Origin of the sequence: Streptomyces sp. NPDC048606 (genome assembly GCF_040650855.1) — a bacterium.
In the GTDB taxonomy this organism is placed as follows: Bacteria; Actinomycetota; Actinomycetes; order Streptomycetales; family Streptomycetaceae; genus Streptomyces.
This window is the reverse complement of record NZ_JBEZIB010000004.1, coordinates 153,619-173,760: the sequence shown is the minus strand read 5'-3', so window position 1 is coordinate 173,760 and position 20,142 is coordinate 153,619. Positions and strand designations below refer to the sequence as shown.

18 protein-coding genes and 1 CRISPR repeat array are annotated in these 20,142 nt (G+C 69.7%); of the genes, 10 read left to right on the top strand and 8 right to left on the bottom strand.

Going from position 1 to position 20,142, the window contains the following annotated elements; all coding sequences use genetic code 11:
* Positions 1–14: 14 nt before the first annotated feature.
* From casA to cas2e, 7 genes are read left to right on the top strand one after another with little or no spacing between them, the layout of a single operon-like run.
* The gene (gene casA / locus AB0D01_RS06535; protein ID WP_363053916.1) at positions 15–4,550 is read left to right on the top strand and encodes a type I-E CRISPR-associated protein Cse1/CasA; all 4,536 of its coding nucleotides are present in this window, start codon (positions 15–17) and stop codon (positions 4,548–4,550) included.
* Complete coding sequence (gene casB / locus AB0D01_RS06530; protein ID WP_363053915.1) at positions 4,547–5,296, top strand: type I-E CRISPR-associated protein Cse2/CasB; 750 nt, start codon at positions 4,547–4,549, stop codon at positions 5,294–5,296. The genes casA and casB overlap by 4 nt, the downstream gene beginning before the upstream one ends.
* Positions 5,293–6,513, top strand: coding sequence for a type I-E CRISPR-associated protein Cas7/Cse4/CasC (gene cas7e / locus AB0D01_RS06525; protein ID WP_363053914.1), 1,221 nt, complete (start codon positions 5,293–5,295; stop codon positions 6,511–6,513). The genes casB and cas7e overlap by 4 nt, the downstream gene beginning before the upstream one ends.
* Positions 6,510–7,280: a type I-E CRISPR-associated protein Cas5/CasD gene (gene cas5e, locus AB0D01_RS06520; RefSeq protein ID WP_363053913.1), complete on the top strand. Its 771-nt coding sequence runs from the start codon at positions 6,510–6,512 to the stop codon at positions 7,278–7,280. The genes cas7e and cas5e overlap by 4 nt, the downstream gene beginning before the upstream one ends.
* Positions 7,280–7,984, top strand: coding sequence for a type I-E CRISPR-associated protein Cas6/Cse3/CasE (gene cas6e / locus AB0D01_RS06515; protein ID WP_363053912.1), 705 nt, complete (start codon positions 7,280–7,282; stop codon positions 7,982–7,984). Before cas5e ends, cas6e begins: the two co-directional genes overlap by 1 nt.
* Positions 7,985–7,987: 3 nt before the next feature.
* Positions 7,988–8,938, top strand: coding sequence for a type I-E CRISPR-associated endonuclease Cas1e (gene cas1e, locus AB0D01_RS06510; RefSeq protein ID WP_363053911.1), 951 nt, complete (start codon positions 7,988–7,990; stop codon positions 8,936–8,938).
* Positions 8,935–9,282, top strand: a complete 348-nt coding sequence (gene cas2e / locus AB0D01_RS06505) for a type I-E CRISPR-associated endoribonuclease Cas2e (RefSeq protein WP_363053910.1) — start codon at positions 8,935–8,937, stop codon at positions 9,280–9,282. The genes cas1e and cas2e overlap by 4 nt, the downstream gene beginning before the upstream one ends.
* Positions 9,283–9,359: 77 nt before the next feature.
* Positions 9,360–9,877: direct repeats of the CRISPR family, unit length 29 nt; unit sequence CTGCTCCCCGCACCCGCGGGGATGGTCCC.
* A 660-nt stretch (positions 9,878–10,537) separates the two neighbouring features.
* Here the strand turns inward: cas2e and AB0D01_RS06500 are convergent.
* From AB0D01_RS06500 to AB0D01_RS06480, 5 genes are all read right to left on the bottom strand, one after another.
* Positions 10,538–11,449, bottom strand: a complete 912-nt coding sequence (locus tag AB0D01_RS06500; RefSeq protein WP_363053909.1) for a PQQ-binding-like beta-propeller repeat protein — start codon at positions 11,447–11,449, stop codon at positions 10,538–10,540.
* 44 nt (positions 11,450–11,493) lie between these two features.
* A complete protein-coding gene (locus AB0D01_RS06495; protein ID WP_363053908.1) occupies positions 11,494–12,069 on the bottom strand; it encodes a hypothetical protein in 576 nt (191 codons plus the stop codon).
* A 132-nt stretch (positions 12,070–12,201) separates the two neighbouring features.
* Complete coding sequence (locus tag AB0D01_RS06490; RefSeq protein WP_363053907.1) at positions 12,202–12,582, bottom strand: hypothetical protein; 381 nt, start codon at positions 12,580–12,582, stop codon at positions 12,202–12,204.
* Positions 12,583–12,993: 411 nt separating this feature from the next.
* Complete coding sequence (locus tag AB0D01_RS06485) at positions 12,994–13,818, bottom strand: DUF3710 domain-containing protein (RefSeq protein WP_363053906.1); 825 nt, start codon at positions 13,816–13,818, stop codon at positions 12,994–12,996.
* A 388-nt stretch (positions 13,819–14,206) separates the two neighbouring features.
* Positions 14,207–15,295 (bottom strand): hypothetical protein, encoded by a 1,089-nt coding sequence (locus AB0D01_RS06480; protein WP_363053905.1) that lies wholly within the window; start codon positions 15,293–15,295, stop codon positions 14,207–14,209.
* Positions 15,296–15,529: 234 nt separating this feature from the next.
* Here AB0D01_RS06480 and AB0D01_RS06475 point away from each other — a divergent pair, with 234 nt between their 5' ends.
* From AB0D01_RS06475 to AB0D01_RS06465, 3 genes are all read left to right on the top strand, one after another.
* The gene (locus AB0D01_RS06475) at positions 15,530–15,856 is read left to right on the top strand and encodes a hypothetical protein (protein ID WP_363053904.1); all 327 of its coding nucleotides are present in this window, start codon (positions 15,530–15,532) and stop codon (positions 15,854–15,856) included.
* A gap of 118 nt (positions 15,857–15,974) precedes the next feature.
* Positions 15,975–16,271, top strand: a complete 297-nt coding sequence (locus AB0D01_RS06470) for a hypothetical protein (RefSeq protein WP_363053903.1) — start codon at positions 15,975–15,977, stop codon at positions 16,269–16,271.
* Positions 16,272–16,424: 153 nt separating this feature from the next.
* Positions 16,425–16,643: a hypothetical protein gene (locus AB0D01_RS06465; RefSeq protein WP_363053902.1), complete on the top strand. Its 219-nt coding sequence runs from the start codon at positions 16,425–16,427 to the stop codon at positions 16,641–16,643.
* Positions 16,644–16,708: 65 nt separating this feature from the next.
* Here AB0D01_RS06465 and AB0D01_RS06460 read toward each other — a convergent pair whose 3' ends face one another.
* From AB0D01_RS06460 to AB0D01_RS06450, 3 genes are all read right to left on the bottom strand, one after another.
* The gene (locus AB0D01_RS06460; RefSeq protein ID WP_363054030.1) at positions 16,709–17,839 is read right to left on the bottom strand and encodes an MFS transporter; all 1,131 of its coding nucleotides are present in this window, start codon (positions 17,837–17,839) and stop codon (positions 16,709–16,711) included.
* Between the two features lie 379 nt (positions 17,840–18,218).
* The gene (locus AB0D01_RS06455) at positions 18,219–19,043 is read right to left on the bottom strand and encodes a recombinase family protein (RefSeq protein WP_363053901.1); all 825 of its coding nucleotides are present in this window, start codon (positions 19,041–19,043) and stop codon (positions 18,219–18,221) included.
* A 477-nt stretch (positions 19,044–19,520) separates the two neighbouring features.
* Positions 19,521–20,066 (bottom strand): hypothetical protein, encoded by a 546-nt coding sequence (locus AB0D01_RS06450; protein WP_363053900.1) that lies wholly within the window; start codon positions 20,064–20,066, stop codon positions 19,521–19,523.
* Positions 20,067–20,142 lie beyond the last annotated feature (76 nt).

Sequence of the window (20,142 nt, the reverse complement as noted above, 5' to 3'; positions counted from 1 at the left end):
TTGGGGGGATTTCGATGCATCACGACACTCCACACTGGAGTGCCGGGCTGACGAGGGCAGCTCGCTCGGTTTGGGCCAAGCACGACCGGGACACCGAGAAGTGGCTCCAACTCTGGAGGCACATGGCCGACTCGGCCGCGATGGTGGAGCGGCTGTGGGACGAATGGGTCCCGCACAACGTGCGCGCCCTGATCGCCGAGAGCCTGCCCGGCGGGGATGCGGACGCCCGGGTGCTCGTGGTGTGGCTGGCCGCGATCCATGACATCGGGAAGGCCACCCCTGTCTTCGCCTGCCAGGTAGACCAGCTGGCCTCCCGCATGCGCGACGCGGGGCTGGACATGCCGACGGCGAAGCAGTTCGGGGACTCGCGCAAGCGGGCCTCCCACGGTTTGGCCGGCCAGGTCATCCTGGAGGAGTGGCTGGAGCGCCGGGGATGGTCCCCCCGGAGCGCAATGGCGTTCGCGGTCGCCGTGGGGGGACACCACGGAGTGCCGCCCGGGCACGACGCCTTTCCGTACCTCCACCAGCACTCCGAGCTGCTGCGGACGCCCGGTTGCAGTGAGCACCTGTGGCGCGGCGTCCAGACGGAACTGCTTGACGCCTGCGCCACGGCATACGGCGCACGGGACCGCCTTGACGACTGGCGGACCGTCAAGCTGCCCCAGCCCGCCCAGGTCGTGCTCAGCGCGCTGGTCATCATGGCGGACTGGATCGCCAGCAACTCGGATCTCTTCCTGCTCTTTCCCGAAGAGCGACCACGCAGCGATGCGGATCGGATCGAATCCGCGTGGCGCGGCATCGAACTCCCGGCCCCCTGGTCCCCACACGAGGTGACCGAAAGCGCCGCCGATCTCTTCAAGGCCCGATTCGCCCTCGCCGCGCCACGCCCCCTCCAGGAAGAGGCGCTGCGCCTCGCGCAAGCGGCGACGCACCCCGGGCTGATGATCATCGAGGCGCCGATGGGTGAGGGGAAGACCGAGGCCGCCCTCGCGGTCGCCGAGGTCTTCGCCTCCCGTACGCGCGCCGGGGGGTGCTTCGTCGCCCTGCCCACGCGCGCCACGGCCAACGCCATGTACGGCCGCTTACGCCACTGGCTGCGCCGGCTTCCCGGAGACGAGGAACGCACCGTCTCCCTGGCGCACTCCAAGGCCTTCCTCAACGACGACTTCGCGCACGATCTGCGCGCGGGCGCCCGTACGATCGCCGCGGTCGATCTCGACGGGGCCGCCGAATCCATTCGCTCCGAACGAACCGACCAGCGCGCAGCCGCCTCCGAACTCGTCGCACACCAGTGGCTGCGGGGCCGCAAGAAGGGCATGCTGGCGCCCTTCGTCGTCGGAACCATCGACCAACTGCTGTTCGCCGGCCTCAAAAGCAGGCATCTGGCGCTGCGGCACCTGGCCTTGGCGGGCAAAGTCGTCGTCATCGACGAGGTCCACGCCTACGACGCCTACATGAACGAGTACCTCGAACGCGTCCTTTCCTGGCTCGGTGCGTACAAGGTGCCCGTGATCATGCTCTCGGCGACCCTGCCCGCAGACCGCCGTCAGGCGTTGGCGCTCGCCTACTCCGGAGCGGACGAAGGCCTCCGCGGATTCGCGGAGGAGACGTCCTATCCGCTGATCAGCGTGGTCTGCGCCGACAACACCACCGCCACCGGCCGTCCCGCGGCAGCGGCCGACCGGCGTACCGAAATCCGGCTGGAACGACTCGACGACGGCCTCGGCGCCCTCGCGGACCGGCTGGAGGCCGAACTCGCCGGTGGAGGCTGCGCGCTGGTGGTCCGCAACACAGTGGACCGCGTCCTGAAGGCGGCCGAGGTGCTCCGGGAGCGGTTCGGCCCGGACACGGTCACCGTGGCCCACTCGCGGTTCGTGGACCTTGATCGTGCCCGCAAGGACGACCGACTCGTGGAACTCTTCGGGCCCTCCGGAGCCCGTCCGGCAGGTCGCCACATCGTCGTCGCCAGCCAGGTCGCGGAACAATCGCTCGACATCGACTTCGACCTCCTGGTCACCGACCTGGCCCCCGTCGACCTGGTCCTGCAGCGCATGGGGCGCCTGCACCGCCACCACCGCGGCGAGGGCCAGTCCCGACGGCCCCTTCGGCTGCGCACGCCTCGATGCCTGATCACAGGAGTCGACTGGGCAGCGACGACACCGACGCCCGTGGAAGGGTCGGCCGCCGTGTACGGCAGTCACGCCCTGATGCGCTCCCTGGCCGTGCTGAACCCGCACCTGGCCGGTGTTCCCCTCGTCCTCCCGGACCACATCAGCCCCCTCGTGCAGAGCGCCTACGGACCGAGCAGGCCCCCGGTGCCCGAAAGTTGGATCGAGGTCATGGACGCCGCGCTCGCCGCGCACGAGCAGACCATGGCCGGGCAGCGCCGGCGAGCACAGACCTTCCGCATCGATGAGGTCCGTAGGCCCGGTCGCTCGCTCGTCGGGTGGATCGACGCGGGTGTGGGTGACGCCGACGACTCCAGGTCGGGCCGTGCGCAGGTCAGGGACGGCGAGGAGTCCTTCGAGGTACTCGTGGTCCAGCGCCGCCGCGACGGCACGTACACCACGCTGCCGTGGCTGGACCGGGGCCTGGGCGGCCTCGACCTGCCCACCGACGCCGTACCGACGCCCCGTGCCGCGCGAGCCGTGGCGGCCAGTGCACTGCGCCTGTCCTACCACTTCTACCGGCCGTGGGTCATCGATCGGGTGATCGACGAATTGGAGCAGTTCTGCCCGGCCGCCTGGCAGGTCAAGGAGAGCCACACCCTGGCGGGGGAGCTCTTCCTCGTCCTCGACGAGGATTGTCAGACCCGCCTGGCAGGCTTCGACCTTCGCTATACCCAGACCGACGGCCTGGAAGTGGTTCCGGCCGGCGCCGAAGACGTGAGGTTGGTGAAAGGCGTGCCGGGATTCGATCTCGTCTCCCGCCCGTGGCTGCCCGTTCAGTTACGCGACGGCACATCAGCGGAACTCTCGCTGAAGGAGGTCTTCGCCCGTGCCCCCGAAATCCGGCGGCTCGTGGGCGACGTCCCCACCCAGGAGTTCGCGCTGATGCGCCTCCTGCTGGCCATCCTCCACGACGCCGTGGACGGCCCCGAGGACATCGACGCCTGGCAGGAGCTCAGTGAGAGCCCCCAACCGTTGGCCGCCGTCGGTCCCTACCTCGACCGCCACCGCGAGCGGTTCGACCTCCTCCATCCCACCCGGCCGTTCCTTCAGGTGGCCGATCTGCGGACGGGGAAGGACGAGGTGGCGTCCTTGAACCGCATCGTGGCGGACGTTCCCAACGGCGACCCCTTCTTCACGATGCGCCAACCCGGCGTCGACACGCTCCCCTTCGCGGAGGCGGCACGCTGGCTCGTCCATGCCCACGCCTTCGACACCTCCGGCATCAAGTCCGGCGCAGTGGGCGACCCTCGCGTCAAGGGTGGCAAGGGCTATCCGCAGGGCGTCGGGTGGGCCGGAAACCTCGGAGGAGTGTTCGCGGAAGGGGACGACCTCCAGCAGACCCTCCTCCTCAACCTCGTCGCCTCCGACGCGTCGGGCTTCGTCGTCGACAAGGACGACCGGCCCGCCTGGCGCCGTGAGCAGTGCGGGCCTCACGTACAGAACGACCTGGCATGCAGGCCGACCGGACCCCGTGACCTCTACACGTGGCAGTCCCGCCGCATCCGCCTCCACCACGACGGCCAGGTCGCAAACGGCGTGGTCCTCTGCTACGGAGATCCCCTGCCGGTCCACAACAGCCATCCACGCGAACCCATGAGCAGCTGGCGACGCAGCATCCCGCAGGAAAAGAAGCTAGGGGAACCCCGGGTCTACATGCCTCGTGGCCACGATCCCGCCCGCTCCGCGTGGCGCAGCCTGGGCGCCCTCCTCACGTCCCAGACGGAGGAACAGACCACCCAGGGCACCGAACCCGCACGCTACCTCCGAGCCGGCGTGCTGAAGTGGATCGCCGAACTCACGCATGAGCGCCTGCTGCCCCGTGACCTGCTCATTCGCCCTCGGCTGATCGGCGCCGTCTACGGTACGCAGCAGTCGGTCATCGACGAGGTCGTCGACGACGCGATCGCCATGTCCGTGGTGCTGCTGCACGAGCGCGACCAGAAGCACGCGCTGGAGGCGATCGCGGCGGTCGAGGACAGCACCAAGGCCGTCAGGGCCCTGGGAGACCTCGCGGCCGACCTGGCCAGAACAGCCGGCCGGCCCACCGAAGCCCCCGGCGAGACCGCCCGCGACCTCGGCTTCGGCCTGCTCGACGGCCCCTATCGGCAGTGGATCGTCACCCTTGACGGTTCCCGTGAGCCCTCGATGGCCCGCGCCACTTGGCAGCGAACGGCCTACCGAATCGTCCGCGATGCCGCATACGACCTTCTGGCCGCCGAAGCCGACGAGACCGGATGGCTGGACAACGCCAGGTCCGAACAGGTCTTCCGATCCAGGCTCAACAAGGCGCTTCCCCTCCACGACGGCGCTCGCCTCGACGCGGCCGCCCCGGAGGGAGAAGTCGACGACCCCAGCAAGGAGAAGGAGACAGTGCGATGACACCCTCCGCGCCGCAGGTCCCGGCGCCCGCTCCACCGCCGGATCCGCACCGGCCCTCCCCCACCTCGCCCGGTTCGGCGGATCGGGACCGCGGACCGCTGCGCAAGGCCGTAGCGCAGCACATCGGCATCCTCCAGGACGCCTACCACAAGGACAGTTCCCAAGCCGTCCAGGCTCTCGCCCGCCTGCGCAGGGGCATCGGCCGTCAGGCCAATGAGACGCCCGACCTGTGGGGGCTCGTAGGCGTAGAGGCGTTCTACGCCGCATGGCCCGAAGGCCGTCGCCCGAGCGATGCCGAAGCCCTGCGCGCCGAACGCGCCGCACACGTCGCCGTGACCCTGTGGGCCCTGCACCAGCAGTCCAACCGCGCCCACCGCATGCACGTGGGGGACGGCATTTCCCTGGGCACGGCCGTACGCCGGCTCATGTCCGGCTCCGACCGCGACGAGGCCGTCCAGAAAAGGCTGTTACGGGCCGGGACCTCCACGACCTTCGACGTCCTCGGACACCGGCTGCGTGAACTGGTGGTGCTCCTGCGCAAGGCCGAGATCCCACTCGACTACGGCCTGCTCGCCGAACAACTCGTCCAGTGGCAGCTGCCCGGAGGGCCCCGTCTCGTGCGTCAGGCCTGGGGACGCAGCTTCCACGCATACCGCCGACCGGCCGATGTCGGCCCGTCGGAGAACAACGCCTCCGAAGCGCCCCGCAGCGGCGCCGCCGACAACGAGCCGAAGGACCAGACATGAGCCGCACCATCGTCGACGTGCACATCCTCCAGACCGTCCCGCCGAGCAACATCAACAGGGACGACACGGGCGCGCCCAAAAGCGCGGTCTTCGGTGGTGTACGACGTTCCCGCGTGTCCAGCCAGGCGTGGAAGAAGGCGACCCGCAAGGCCTTCGAAGAGCTGCTGAATCCCGCGGAACTCGGCGTACGGACGAAGAAGGTGGTCGATGCCCTCACCGACCGCGTCAAGGCACGCGAAGAATCGCTGACGGCGGACCAGGTCTGGCCGATGGCAGCCGAGATCATCACCGCGGCGACCGGAGCCAAGATCGAAGCACCGTCGCGCGGCAGCGCGGCCAAGGGAAACCGCAAGGGCGACGCGGACAACCCTGCAGCCGAGCCGCAGGCGCCACAGTCCTCCTACCTGCTCTTCCTCAGCGCCCGTCAGCTCGACGGACTCGCCGACCTCGCCATCGAGGGTCTCGGCAGGAAGGCGGACCCCAAGGTGTTCGTGAAGGAAGCCGGCCTCAAGGCGCGGGCCAAGCAGATCGCCTCCACCCGTCACTCCGTCGACATCGCCCTCTTCGGGCGCATGGTGGCGGACACCACCGACATCAACGTCGACGCCGCGGCACAGGTGGCCCACGCACTGAGCGTGCACCCGGTGGACCTCGAAACGGACTACTTCACCGCTGTCGACGACCGGAACAGCGATGCCGAGAGCGGCGCCGGAATGATCGGCACGGTCGACTTCAACTCGGCCACCCTCTACCGCTACGCGGCAGTCGACATCGACCTGCTCACCAAGAACCTCGACGCGGGACTCACCGACGGCGAGCGGAGCGGAGCACCGGTTCGTCGCGCCGTCGAAGCCTTCATCGAGGGGTTCGCCCTGTCCATGCCCACCGGCAAGCTCAACACCTTCGGCAACAACACCCTGCCGGACGCCGTGATCGTCAAACTCCGCTCCGCCCGCCCCATCAGTTTCGTCGGCGCTTTCGAGAACCCGATCGCCCATGACACGGCAGACGGTCACGTCCGCGCGGCCTGCCAGGCCCTCGCCGAGCACATCCCCGCCGTCGAGGGGGCCTTCGGCGACCCGGCCGACCACACCTGGATCGTGCGCGTCGGCAAGCAGACGCAGGACCTCGCCGACCTGGGTGACGAGGTCAACCTGCGGGACCTCGTCACCCGGGTCGGACAGGCCGTGGAGGGCCGACTGGAGAAGCGTGGATGAGCGTCCTGGCCCTTCGCCTGGCCGGACCCCTGCAGTCGTGGGGGTCCTCGGCCCGCTTCGCCCGCCGAACCACCGAGACCGCGCCCACCAAGAGCGGCGTCATCGGCCTGCTCGCCGCCGCTCTGGGCCGTGACCGCACCGCCGACCTGAGCGACCTCGCGGCGTTGTCCTTCGCCGTGCGGATCGACCAGGCCGGCACGCGGCTACGTGACTTCCAGACGGCCCGCCATGCCGTCACCGGCAAGGCCATGCCCGTGTCGGAGCGCTTCTACCTGGCCGACGCCGTGTTCGTCGCGGCGGTCGCCGGCGACGACGAGCTGATCCGCTCCCTCCACGAGGCGGTGCGCGCACCCACCTACCTGCCCTTCCTCGGCCGACGCTCCTGCCCCCCGCAGGGACCGATCGACCTGGGCACGAGAAGCGGACACGACCCGGTGACCGTACTGAGGAACGAAACCTGGCAGGCCGCCGAGTGGCATCAAGAACGCCATCACAAGAAGGCCCTCGTCACCCTGCCCCTGCTGAGCGAATCCGTGGGCGACGGACCACGCGGCACCACCCTGCGAGACCAACCCCTCAGCTTCGACCCGAACCACCGCCGCTACGCACTGCGCAACGTCGTCTCGACCACCGTCGACGTACCCAACCCCCGGTTCCGGCCCGCTCAGGAACCGAGCGGCACGACACGACCCGTGCCCGTACCCCGACACAACCCCGAAGCCCTCCTCACCCAGCTGCCCCCGCAGGCCCCGTTGGACGGTCACTGATGTTCCTGACCCGCTTCCGCGTCAACACCGCACGCCTAGGAGCGCGCCCGCTGCTCGCCTCACCACAGCGGATGCACGCCGCCGTGATGTCCTCCTTCGCCGGGGCGCTGCCGGGCGAAGGCTCCGCCTCACGCATTCTGTGGCGCCTGGACCGCAACTCCAGGGCGGAGGTGTTGCTGTTCATCGTCAGCGAAGAGCGTCCCGACCTCACCCACCTCGTGGAGCAGGCAGGATGGCCCACGACCGCCTCGTGGCAAACCTACGATTACAAGCCCTTCCTCGATGGCCTCACCGCCGGCAGCACCTGGGCCTTCCGACTCACCGCCAACCCCGTCCACAACGTGCGCCGCACACCCGACGAACCCCTCAAGCGCACCGCACACCGCACGCCCCGCCACCAGATGGGCTGGCTCCTCACCCACCAAGAGACGGCCGGATTCCGGATCCTGGAGACTCCTGCGGACCGAAGGCGGTTGGCACACGGCGACGAACACCAGCTGACCGTCCGCGACGAACAACGCCACCGGTTCGGCAAGACCGAGATGAGTACGGGCAAGGCCAACAAGGTACCGCTCGTGACGGTCACGTTCGACGGCCGCCTGGAAATCGTGGACCCGGTCGCCCTCCGACGCACCCTCACCCTGGGCCTGGGCAAGGCAAAAGCCTACGGCTGCGGCCTGATGACCCTCGCCCAGGCGGGGTGAACGATGGCCACCGTCGCACAACGCCGAGCCTCCTCCCCGCGGGACCTCACACGTGTCGCCGAACGCACCTCCTTCATCTACCTGGAACGATGCGTCGTCCATCGTGAGGACAACGCCATCACCGCCGAGGACGCCGACGGCACCACCCACATCCCCTCCGCCACCATCGGAACACTGCTCCTCGGACCGGGAACACGTGTTACCCATCAGGCGATGAGCGTCCTCGCGGACAGCGGTGCCGCCGTCGCGTGGGTCGGAGAGCAGGGGGTGCGCTACTACGCGGGCGGGCGTGCCCTGACCCGCTCCTCGGCCTTCGTGGAAGCACAGGCCACCCAGTGGGCCAACCAACGCACGCGACTGGACGTCGCGCGGGCCATGTACCGACTCCGGTTCCCCGACGAGGATCCTTCGCGCCTGACCCGCAAGGGACTGCTCGGCCGCGAAGGAACGCGCGTCAGAGACTGCTACCGCGACCAGGCGCGGCGTACTGGTGTTCCCTGGCACGGAAGACACTACGTACCGGGCGACTTCACGGCCGGCGATGCCCCCAACCAGGCGATCACGGCCGCCGCCCAGTGCATGTACGGGGTCACGCACGCGGTCGTGTCCGCGCTCGGCTGCTCCACCGGCCTCGGGTTCGTCCACTCCGGACACGAGCTGTCCTTCGTGCTGGACGTCGCCGACTTGTACAAGACCGAGATCGGCATTCCCGTCGCATTCGACGTGGCAGCCGAGGGAACCGAGGACATCGGCTCCCGCACCCGGCGCGCGCTACGGGATCGCATCAACAAGACCCGTCTGCTCAAACGATGTGTGAGCGACATCAAGGCACTGCTGCTTCCCAACGGACCGTCACCTGCTGCACGCGAAGCGGGCGATATCGTCACACTCCAGTCGGACCGGGAACTGACGGTACCCGCCGGTCGCAACTACGCCGACGCGGTGACCTGGTGACGGTCATCGTCCTCACCCATTGCCCGTCCGGCTTGCGGGGGTTCCTGACCCGCTGGCTCCTGGAGATCTCCCCGGGAGTCTTCATCGGAGGCCCGTCGGCACGCATCAGGGCACTGTTGTGGGAAGAAGTGAAGCAGTACGCGGGGAACGGACGCGCCCTAATGGCCTACAACGCCGACAACGAGCAGGGCTTCGCGTTCGAGACGCACGACCACAAGTGGCATCCTGTCGACCGTGAGGGAGTCACCCTGATCCACCGCCCCAACGACCGCACCCCACAGGTGTCACCACCAACCCAAGGCTGGAGCAAAGCCTCCAAGCGCCGACGCTTCGGAGCGCGATGAGCGATTTGCCTGGTATGTCGAAATCTAGAGAAGTGGTTCAGGAAGGTCTCCGCGCCGGATAAAACCGCAGCTCAAGACTGCTCCCCGCACCCGCGGGGATGGTCCCTCTGCGACTCGGCTCCCACCGAATCCCCGTCCCTGCTCCCCGCACCCGCGGGGATGGTCCCGTGGGAAGCTCGTCACAAATGAAGAGCCGGGGCTGCTCCCCGCACCCGCGGGGATGGTCCCTCCGCAGTACCCGTACTGTTCTGACGCCCTGACTGCTCCCCGCACCCGCGGGGATGGTCCCAGGCGATGCTCCCGCCCGTCGACCTACCACTGCTGCTCCCCGCACCCGCGGGGATGGTCCCCCGGCCCGTCCCACGTGGACAAGAACTCTCGACTGCTCCCCGCACCCGCGGGGATGGTCCCGGGCGAGAATCGCACGTTCACTCCGGGGCGGGCTGCTCCCCGCACCCGCGGGGATGGTCCCATCTCGGTCGAGATCGACTCGGCCTTCATGAACTGCTCCCCGCACCCGCGGGGATGGTGCCCGCCCGCGGTCCCCTCAATCGTCGTAAGGTCGGCTGCTCCCCGCGCCCAAAGGTGGATGGCCTTCCTCGACGACTCGGACAAGGTGAGGACGCGATGTTGCCGACTCGGGCGGATTCCGCGCTTGGGGAAGAGAGGGCCCTGCCCAAAGGAGCGTCCTCGTGTAGGGGTGCTCGGTCGGAGAATGCCGCCCCGGCGAGGGCGCCGCGGCCGGAAGTGTCGGGGAGTTGGGGGGTGGGGGCCAACTTGATGACCATCCGGGGACTTCTGCCTGCTCGTACGCCGCGAGTTTGTGGTGCCCGTCGAGGAAGTAGCCCGCCCCGCTCTGGGCGGTGTGAAACAGTGCCGCCAGCGCCGGGAGGTCGCGCCCGGCGCGGATGTGGTCGCGGTGGCGGCGTACGGCCCGGTGGTCGCGGGGCGGCCACGTGTCGGTGGTCCCGAGCGCGAGCTCCTCGTCGGCGTACCGGCCGTGAATCTGGAGGGTGCGCGGGTGGACCACGCGACCGCGGCGGTCATCACGTGCCGACCTGGGCGAGCAGCGACAGCAGCGGCTGCAGGCATGCCGGTTCGAGGGGGGCGGCGCGGCCGGTGCGGGGATCGGGCACGCGGCCCGGGGCGCCGAGCGACTCGGTGAGGTACTCGCCGTATGTCGCTGAGCCGCACGTCGGCGACCGTTGGCCGGCTTCTGCCGCCGGCCCCTGGCTTTCGTCTGTCGAGAGAGCCGTCACGTGGTGGTGGAGCAAAGGAGGATCCGGCCGTCGTGGGTGCCGATGAGCAGGCGGCCCGACCGGGTGACGGTGAGTGCCGTCGGTATCAGAGGCAGGTTTCCGAGAGCCAGACGGTGCCGCCAGAGCACGGCGCCGTCGTCGACGCCGAGAGCGACGATCTCGCCGTCTTCGCAGGCGATGAAGGCGGTGGTCGCGTCGGCGTCGAGCGCGGTGGCGGAGGAGTCGGGGCGAAAGAGCCAGTGCGGTGTTCCGTCCGAAGCGTCGCGGCGTACGACGTAGGAGTAGCCGGGCCGGTCCCTGCGCCGCAGGACGCTGCCCGCATGGATCAGGCTTCCGTCGGCCGTCTCGACGCCGGGCCCGCAGATGTGCGGTGCACCGGGAACCCAGGAGTAGGGGAAGAGTCGCCGTACGCTCGTCTCCTCAGGCTCGGCCGGTCGGTCGGACGCCTCTCCGGGCTGCGGCTCGGCGGTGGACACCCACGCGACACCAGGTTGCGAGCGTCGGGTGTCTGCATCCTTCACGAAGGACAGGAAGCGCGTCAGGCGGGCGTGCCGGACCCGCAAGGGGTCGCCAATGGCCACGGGCACACCGTTGATCCAGTGCCCGGCGGGGGTGAGGACCGGATGGCCGTCCGCCACTGTCGACAGCGATACGTAGCCGGCCGGAGTGATCTCGTCCAGCTGTGCGCCGTCCGCCAGGGAGAGCCGGACGACGGACTGGGTGCGTCGGGTGTGTCGTGCGGGGCGCATGAGGGAGACCCAGGCCGTGGTCTCGTCCCGGGTCACGGCGATCTCGCGGCCCCCGTCCTCGTCCGGGACCGCCCATTCCCGTCGCCCTGAGGGAAGCCACCATTCCAATCGCACTCCGGCGAGGGTGGCGAGGATCCGGCCGTCCGAGAGCTCGTGCACCGCTTGCACGGTGAAACGGGGGTCCCAGTCCGGGGCCAGGTCGGTCACCAGCCGGTACGCGGCGGCCCTGCCGTCAGGCCGGGGTGCCGGGATCCGGGGGCCGGCCAGTTCAAAGGGTCGATGGACTCCGGTGGCACGGTGGTCCAGTCGGGCTGGAAGACCACGGCGCTGTGACCTTGCGCGTGCGCTTCGCTGTCCTCCCAATCGTCGGACGGGGCCATCAGAATGCGAAGCCGTTGCGTGTCGAGCCATTCCAGCTTCAGGATCTGGGGACCCTCCCACGGCTTGCAGGCGGAGACGGACGTGCCTGTCTCCAGGTCGAGCAGGAGCAGATCGCCGGAGAAGGAGTAGCCGCCGTCGTAGGAACCGGTCCCCACGGCGAGCAGGGGCAGCGTGGGGTGGAAGGCCATGGCCTGGACGACGTCGCGAGAGCGGATCAGCGCGCGGCAGGACAGGGTGGCCGTGTCGTAGAGACCGACCGTCGGGTGCTCGGGGAAGCCGTGCGTACCCGCCACGGCGACCAGACCCCGCCGTTCGTCGGTCACGGCCAGGGTCGGGTAGCCGATCTCGGCGAAGGAGCGGTCGCCAAGAATCCGGTCGACTGAGAACGAGAAGGTCATGAAAACGATCATCTCGCAGTGGGCACCCCAGCAGACGCTCCTGTGGTGGCCGGCCGACGCCTCGCCTCGCCCAGGTCGCCACCGCCCTGTCCCACCGACGGCACGGCCGTAGTGGGACGCACGGAACGGCCTTCAGTCAACAGCGTTCATCTGCCTGACGAGTTCCGCGTCGTCGATGTCGTGCTCGAGCGGGATGTGAAAGTTGTAGCCCTGGTCGCAGAGGACCAGCTCGACATCCCGGGGGACGAAGCGGCGGAAGAGACAGGCCAGGCGTGCGGCGTCTGTCAGGGAGGTGTCCAGGTACAGGCACGTCCCGTCCTCGTGCAGGTACGCCTCGACGGTGCCTTCCTCCGTCTCGACAGTCCATCGGAAACCGCACGCCTCACTGCGGCGCGACGCGTCGATCTCGACCTTGCCCTCGGCCCAGACGGCCTGGATCGCCGGTGTCAGCGCTGCGGGATCGGCCCTCCATGGGGTTGCCGCACCGTCGAACAGAGCCATGAAGGACGCCATGCCGATCTGTCTATCACTGCCGTGCGGTCCACGCTCTGATGGCATCTGCTGATCGTCTGTACGACGCGCCTCGTGGAGGGCCGCATGGCACTCGGGCCGGATCCTCTCCCGGGTGCCGTTCTTCTCGACGTCGACGCGGACGCACCGGCCACGGCACCCGCCCACGGCTGGGCCAACCCCGGCTCGGCAGCCCGTACGCCCTCGCTCCGCGTCGATGTCGGCCTGTACGGCGTGAACATCACCCTCGACCTCCCCAAGTCCTCTCCACCGCCGACGATCCGGCGGGCGCCGATATCGCCACGCGCATCGAGGCGGCCTGGCTCTCGTCGGTGTCCGAGGCTGTCGATGCAGTGGATCAGTGGCGCTGAGGTCATCCCTGTCGACCGGGGTTCCGCCCGGGTTCGACGATGGTCACTCGGGCATGCGCAGGGTGATCATTCGGCCTGGCTTCGACGGCGCGATCGGAGCGTAGACGGTGGGCGAGAGGGAGACGGCCCGGGGGCGCGCCGTGAAGGAGGGGACGACCACCACGTTCTCGAAGCAGGCGTACGCCCAGTCGTCGCGGCTCCCGGGGAGTGCCACGTCGCCGGACACCACTCCCCTCAGGAGCCATCCCGGGCCGTCGCACCCGATGAACCGTACCGTCCTGGAGTCATGCCCCCGAGCGTTACGGGCGACGGGGATCACCGCCCTGAGCTCGACACCCGTCCGCCCCGACCATCGTTCCGCCTCGCCGCCGCGTGCCCGCACGTCCGCCTCCAGTCGGGCGCAGACCCTTTCCCACTCCGGCTCTCCGGACGTGCGAAAGGCCTGGAGTTGCAAGCCGGCGGTCGTATCCCGCAGGAGGACCGCCTCTGCGTACTCCGTTTCCGTGCCGGATCGACAGGCGTTGAGTTCCACCTTCCGCACGCCCTCGTGCGGGATCCTCAATCCGCCGAGGTCGAGCAGGTCCAACGCCTGCCATCCCCTCTCGCTCACGTCCCAGGGCCCGACGTCGACGCCGCGGTACGGCGGTCGCAACAGGTCGCCGGATCGCAGCGCCTCCTCGTGCATCGCCCGGGCCGACGCGAGCACGAAGGCGACCTCTTCATCCGTCATCGCCTCCTCGGCGATCACGCGGACCAGGAGGGCGAGTACGTGTTCGAGGTTGAGCAGTCCGCCCTCGCGGGCGACGCGGGCGGCCGAGAGGTTGCCGCGCAGGACCTCGACCAGGCGGTCGGTCTCGTCACGGGACAAGCCGGTAGGCGGCTGCCCGGGAAGGATCTCCGAACCCGCATGGCCTGCTTCCCAGCGCAGGACGACCAGGGTCTTGAGGCCGAGAAGCAGGACCCAGGCCGGAGTGACCCGTTCCCAATCCCCCCACCCGGCGCGCTCCGAGGAACTCGGTGACAGGCGACCGTCACGGGTGAACTCCTGCAAGATGGCACGTGCTTCGCTCTCCGCGACTCCCATGCCCACCACCCCCCTCTTCGATCCCCAGGCACGCCGTCCGACGACGCCGGCCTCGGCAGGGCCGCTTCCACGGCGCCGCCGGAAGCGCCACTGGAGTCTGCCAGATCGCCCCTCACCCCACGCGGGCCGGATTCGGCCCCTCACGGTCGGCCGGACCGCAAGCCGCCTCAGGTCATCGGCCGCGGTCCTCCCAGTCCGGCGCGAAGAAGCGGGCTCCGCTCACGACGGCGTCACCGGCCCGGGTGGCCCGTACGTACATGTTGAGCTCTTCCGGGCCCGGACCGCCGTCGCAGTGGACCGTCCACTCCAGGCCTCGTTCCTCGATGCGCCGGATCACCTCCGCGTCGACCTCGGAGACCGAGCGGCCGATCAGCCGGATGCCGTCCCAGTCGACCTGGGGCCCCGTACGCCCGTCCACCGTGACGGCCGCCAAGGTGGGAGGGCCCTCCGGGGACCAGTAGTGGGCGGTGACCCCCGCCGCGTCGAACTGCTCCTCCCTCAGGTACCACGGTCCGGCGCCGCGTCCGGCCCACAGGTTCCACCCCCGGCGGATGGCCGGCGCTTCGCCGCCCAGCGCGGCGGACACCTGGTTCACGGACATGCCGAACCTGAGCGGTCCGACGCCCGCCGGCGGCGTCCAGGCCCAGTGGGTCCGCTCCCGCGGAGGTAGCGGGGACGTACCGGGGTTCGGCCTCGCCTCGCGCACGTCGTACCAACCGATCACCGGGGCTGTCGCGTACGGATCCTCGGCCAACTCGGGGCCGACCAGCAGGGCGTCCGTGATCACCCGGTCCGTACGCGTCCACTCCTCGGGCGGAGTGCCCCGTTCCTGCGCGGCCCCCATGGACAGCCCCCAGGCCGCCACCTCCGGATCGCCGCTCCAGTTCGACCTCACCGAGACCCCGGCACTCCGGGCGAGGTCCAGGATGTCCGCACGGACCTCGGAGGGCACCCGGGCGATCAGCTCGACGTCCCCCAGCCGCACCAGCGGCCCGCACCACGGATCGACCGCCACCGCGACGAGGCGCGGCCCGCGCACGTGCCCGCGCCCGTGCCCGTAGATCGCGGTCACGCCCACGTCGGCGTACCGCTGCCAGGACAGCCTGCCGCCCGACGTCCGCGACGGCGATACGCGCGCCCCGCCCAACGCCGCCCGCACCTGCTCGGGATCCATGCCGAAGCGCAACGGCCCGACCCCCAGCAGCGGTTCGAGCACCCACCGGGCCCGCCCTTCCCGCGGCTTCCTGGTCCACCGACTCATCAGCACATCCCCCGATCTCCCTGAACGGTCCGCGACCCTCCGCTCCTCCGCAGGCCCGGCGTACCGTTCGTGATGAAGTCCTATGATCACGCCATGGACGACGACCCTTGGTTCTGGGACGACGAACTGCGGCAGGACGCCGTCGAACCGGGGGACCTCACCGCCGATGCGCACTGAACGGTCCTGGCCGACTCACGTCCGTGGAGGGCTGACCGACCGTGGTGTCGGTGGCGTGTGGTGGGATGGCCGGATTCTGCTGTCCTGATCCGCTGGGAGACCGCGTTGTTGCCTGTGTACCCGTCTTTGACCCATGCCCTGGCCGAGGCTTTGGTCGATGTCCTCTGGTTCATCGAGGGCAGTGAAGACGAGCAGATGGATCCGGACGAGGCCGTCAAGGTCCTGGAGGGTGTCGCCCACCTGGTCGGCCGGCTGTCGGACGTCCAGCAGGGCGAACTGATCGGCCTGCTGGGAACGATGGCCGAAGCCGAGTCCGACCCCGCGCGGCGGGAGTTCCTGGAAGGGTTTCCCGAGGGGTTCGGCCTCGTTGGTGATGCGGTCTGACCTGTGCTTCAGGAGTGGAGCAGGACGCGCTTGCGGAGCGGACGAAGCCGGCCCGGCCGAACATCCGGCGTTCCGGTGAAGGGCGCCGCCGCCCGTGGTCGGGCGGTATCTTGCCGGGATGGCGGAGCCGTTCATCACCGAGGACAGCGACCACCCGGCGTGCGGGATCTGTCCGTCGCTGCGACTGCCGCGCGAGGCCTTCGTCGTCTACGACCGGCCCTCACGCGAGTGCCCGTTCGACCAACGTGACGGGCACCGCTACACCGCCGACGGGACGCCGGCCTGCGTCCACCCGAACAAGATCGGGGTGGAGCCGGACCGGTTCGCTCCCCCGCCGGCGCGGGTCGTCGTCGAAGAGGAGCCGCCTCGCGGGCGCTGGTGGTCCTCTCTCCGCTCGCGTCTCCACTCGCGGTGATCCGGACGGCGGCGAAGTCGATGTCGTGCTCGCGGCCGGAGCGGTCGATGCCGATGGAGACGTGACGACGAACGCCGCCTCGGCGCCGTGGCCGCTGCCGCGGGCCGAACCGGAGCCGTACGCGAACGCCGGATCGTCCGGGATAGTTGCCTCATGCTCGTGAACTTTGACGGGGTCACTCCGATGCCGCGCATGCTGCTGGTCATTGAGTTCCTGCTCCGACCGGACTTCAAGGTCGAGCTGGACGGGCCGTTGCTCGTCGAGGCGGGTGACCGGGTCGCGTACGAGGGTCGCGCCGTCGTGGTGACCCGTCCGACCGGAGAGCGGCGTAGGCACCCGGTGCGGGACGGCTACTGGGTCTGCCGCCGGTAGGCGGGCGACGGGACGACCGGGCCGAGCCTCCCGTCGGAACAAACGCTCGGGGCCGCTGCCGGCCATCACGCACTGTCCGGCCAGGTCAGACGGCGGGCGAAGTGCGCCCAGGCGGCCACGACCATCAGCAGGGCGGCAAGGCTGCCGAGCGTCATGACCGTGGACGGGGAAGTCCGGTCCACGATGACGCCGCCGGCCACCGCGCCGAGCGAGATCGTCATCTGGAAGGAAGCGGTGAACAGCACCGACGCCGCCTCGGGCGCGTCGGGGGTTGCCTTGGCGAACCACGTCTGGGAGCAGACAGGGACGGCGCCGTAGGCAACACCCCAGACGACCAGCAAGGCAATGGCGCCGATCTGCCGGTGCCCCAGGATCGGCAGCAGCAGGGTGGCGGTTGCGATCAGGCCTGCGGCGAGGGCGAAGGTGGCTCGCGGGTGGCGGGTGACCATCGCTCCGCCCAGGAAGTTGCCGACGATTCCCGCGGCACCGTAGAGCAGCAGGAAGACGGTGATCAGTTGCGGGCCGGCGTGGGTGACCTGCTCCAGGAACGGAGTGACGTAGGTGTAGGTCCCGAAGTGCGCCAGCACGGCCAGGAAGGTCAGCAGCAGCGCGAAGCGCGTGTTGACGCCCTTGAGCATGGCGCGCAGCACCCTCGGACGGGTCGTGCGGTCGGGCGGCAGCGGCGGCACCACCAGGAGCAGCATGGCCAGTACGCCGACGGTGAGGACACCCATGACGACGAAGGCCGTACGCCAGCCCGCCAGGTCTCCGATGAACGTGCCGGCCGGTACGCCGAGCACGGAGCCCAGCGGTACCGCGGCGAAGATCACCGCCGTGGCGCGGCCGACCGACGCCGCGGGCACCAGGCGCTCGGCCAGTCCGGCGCCGATCGACCAGAAGCCCCCGATGACGATGCCGACGATGACGCGGGAGACCAGGACCAGCCCGTAGTCGGGTGCAGCGGCGGCCAGGAAGTTCGCCAGGGCCAGCAGGAGCATGAACACGCACAGCATCAGACGGCGGTCGATGCGTGCGGTCGCCACGGTGACGACGGGGGCGGCGACGGCAGCGAGAAGTCCGGGCATGGTGATCATCAGCCCGGCCATCCCGTCGGAGATGGCGAAGTCGGAGCCGATGGTGGTGAGCAGGCCGATCGGCAGGATCTCGGTCGTGACGATCGAGAAGATTCCCAGCATGACCGAACCGACGGCCAGCCAACCGATCAGGGGAGAGCGGGTCGGTAAGCCGAGTTCGCCGGAGTGACGCGCGGTGGTGTTGGTCGGGGCCATGAGTACCGTCCCGTGGAGGGCCTGTGGTTGCGTGATCAGTGCAACAAGGTCCGCACCGTGGGGGCCGGCCGGTCCGCGACATCATCCTTGCGGCGCGAGGGTCATGTCGCCGATCTGCTGAACCGCTCTGCCGCCATGGCTCCCGGTCGGGGGCCGCTGGTCCAGCGGCGGAAATTGGGAGGATGGCCTGCTGGGGATCAGTCAGAGTCGCCTCATGTCGAGCGATGTCGCCTACCCGGCCCTGTCCTCCCGAAGCTGCCGCGAAGTGACAAGTAGCGCTCTGTGATCAGAGTGGCGCCCGGTCGAAGGGTGCGTGGCGGGGCCCGGGGACGTCGTCCGCCCGGAGGGCGTCGAAGTCGGCGTGGGCTTGGGCGACGGCTTCGGGGTACGCCTCGCGCTTGGCGTGCTCGGCGAGGGCCCGGTAGACGCTGGCCACCGAGGGGTTGTGGCCCTTGCGCTTGCCGGTGGGGATGATCAGGTCGGGCTGGATCTGCTCAACCGACTCGCCGTTCGCCCGGCGCCGGAGCACGGTGTGCAGCATGTCCTCGGTGATGACGGGTGGCCGGCCGCCTTGCTTGCCCTTGCGGGCCGCGGCGTCGAGTCCTTCGAGGGTCGACTCCCGGATGTTCTCCCGCTCGGTCTCCGCCATCGCGGCGAAGAACGCGAACAGCAGACGGCCGGGCCCGCTGGGGTCGTACAGGCCCGGCAGGGGCCCGGCGAGCATCTCCAGGACCAGGCCGTGCGCGGTGAGGTGGTCGGCGAGCGCGGTGAGTTCGGCCGCGTCGCGGCCGAGGCGCTTCATCTCGTAGACGGTGAAGATGACCCGGCAGTGCGGGGCGTGGGCCTTGATCTGCCGGGCGAGCGCGAGCGCGGCCTCGAACTGGGGGCGGACGCGGACGCGGGTGCTGATCTTCTCGGAGAACACCTTGTCGCGCGGGATGCCGTGCTTGGCCAGCGCGTCGAGCTGCGACTGGAGTTCCTGGGTGAGCGTCGAGCAGCGCGCGTACCCGATGCTGATGTCGGCGGTCAGGGTGTCCGGCGCGAGGGCGAGCGGGACCGGAGTCCCGGGGCGCCAGGGCTGGCCGGGCCTGCGGTCGGCTGGGGTGGGCACGCGCAGGAGCTTGGCGAGCCGGGGCACCTTGGTGAAGCGGCCGGTGTGATAAGTGCCGGCGACCGCGCCGGACCGCGAGCGGCACGGCGAGCCAGGGTCGGCCCGGCAGCGCGGGCAGGGGTGGCGCTCAACATCGTCCGCGTCACTCGCAGGGACCTCTTGAGGGACCGTCATGGCACCGGAGACTGTCACAAACAATTCCCAGAAGTACCCCGAACCCTCATTTGAGTGAGAACGGGTTCTGCCAACCGAACCGCCCGTTGGTGATCTCCTTGCAGTTCTTTTTGATCTTTCTCGGGCAAAGGACCGTTTCTGAGAGTTACCGTGCGTGCGGCTCTGGCTCCGGCTTCGCGCCGAGGAAGATCGTTGGTGACTCGACGGGCGGCGGTTCGAGCCTCGTAAGGAAGAACGACCGATCGGCGGCTGCTGCGCACGGCTGTGCCGTCTTCCGTGCCGAGCCGTACGCCGACTGGGTGATCATGAAGGAACGGCATTCTGACCGGAGGCATGGCGGGTCCAGCCGGTGGTGTCGAGTACAGCGGCCGCGACGGCGGCTGGGCTGAGCCGGGTGGTGTCGATGGTGGCGTCCGCGAGAGCGGCTTGCTCTAGGACGAGGTCGAGTTCTTCGGCGCGTGTCAGATGCCAGGGCAGGGATGCCAGGTCGTGGTCGCTCTCGTGGCGGTGCCGCAGTCGGGTGTGAAGGATGTCGAGGTCCGCGGTCAGCCTGCATACCCGCAGGGGCATGCGGAGTGCTTCCTGGATGGCCTGCCGTTCACCGCTGGTCTCCGCGACTCCTGCCAGAACGAGGTGTCGAGCGCCTGCCGCCCTGAGGTTGAGCGTCACGGCCTGGAGGTTGGCCAGGAGCAGGCGGTGCTGGAAGGGATCGTCGTCGGGTGCGGGCCATGCCCGGCACAGTCCGTCGAGGTCGAGGACGGCGTGGGCGACGCCGGCGTCGACGAGGAGGTCGCCGACGAGTTCGGCGGTCGTGGTCTTGCCGACGCCGACCGTGCCGGTGATGAGCATTGCGCTCGGCTCGGGAGTGTGAGGAGGCGGCTGCGGGTGGGTGAGGGAGGGCACGATGGTTGTTCTCCGGGCGCGA

What these genes read in the sequence shown, in the direction of transcription:
- casB (WP_363053915.1), top strand. Translation starts at nt 4,547, where the DNA reads ATGACACCCTCCGCGCCGCAGGTCCCGGCGCCCGCTCCACCGCCGGAT.
- AB0D01_RS06450 (WP_363053900.1), bottom strand. Translation starts at nt 20,066, where the DNA reads ATGCTCATCACCGGCACGGTCGGCGTCGGCAAGACCACGACCGCCGAA.
- AB0D01_RS06460 (WP_363054030.1), bottom strand. Translation starts at nt 17,839, where the DNA reads ATGCTGGGAATCTTCTCGATCGTCACGACCGAGATCCTGCCGATCGGC.
- cas5e (WP_363053913.1), top strand. Translation starts at nt 6,510, where the DNA reads ATGAGCGTCCTGGCCCTTCGCCTGGCCGGACCCCTGCAGTCGTGGGGG.
- casA (WP_363053916.1), top strand. Translation starts at nt 15, where the DNA reads ATGCATCACGACACTCCACACTGGAGTGCCGGGCTGACGAGGGCAGCT.
- AB0D01_RS06470 (WP_363053903.1), top strand. Translation starts at nt 15,975, where the DNA reads ATGGCGGAGCCGTTCATCACCGAGGACAGCGACCACCCGGCGTGCGGG.
- cas1e (WP_363053911.1), top strand. Translation starts at nt 7,988, where the DNA reads ATGGCCACCGTCGCACAACGCCGAGCCTCCTCCCCGCGGGACCTCACA.
- AB0D01_RS06465 (WP_363053902.1), top strand. Translation starts at nt 16,425, where the DNA reads ATGCTCGTGAACTTTGACGGGGTCACTCCGATGCCGCGCATGCTGCTG.
- AB0D01_RS06480 (WP_363053905.1), bottom strand. Translation starts at nt 15,295, where the DNA reads ATGAGTCGGTGGACCAGGAAGCCGCGGGAAGGGCGGGCCCGGTGGGTG.
- AB0D01_RS06495 (WP_363053908.1), bottom strand. Translation starts at nt 12,069, where the DNA reads ATGACCTTCTCGTTCTCAGTCGACCGGATTCTTGGCGACCGCTCCTTC.
- cas6e (WP_363053912.1), top strand. Translation starts at nt 7,280, where the DNA reads ATGTTCCTGACCCGCTTCCGCGTCAACACCGCACGCCTAGGAGCGCGC.
- AB0D01_RS06490 (WP_363053907.1), bottom strand. Translation starts at nt 12,582, where the DNA reads ATGGCGTCCTTCATGGCTCTGTTCGACGGTGCGGCAACCCCATGGAGG.
- cas7e (WP_363053914.1), top strand. Translation starts at nt 5,293, where the DNA reads ATGAGCCGCACCATCGTCGACGTGCACATCCTCCAGACCGTCCCGCCG.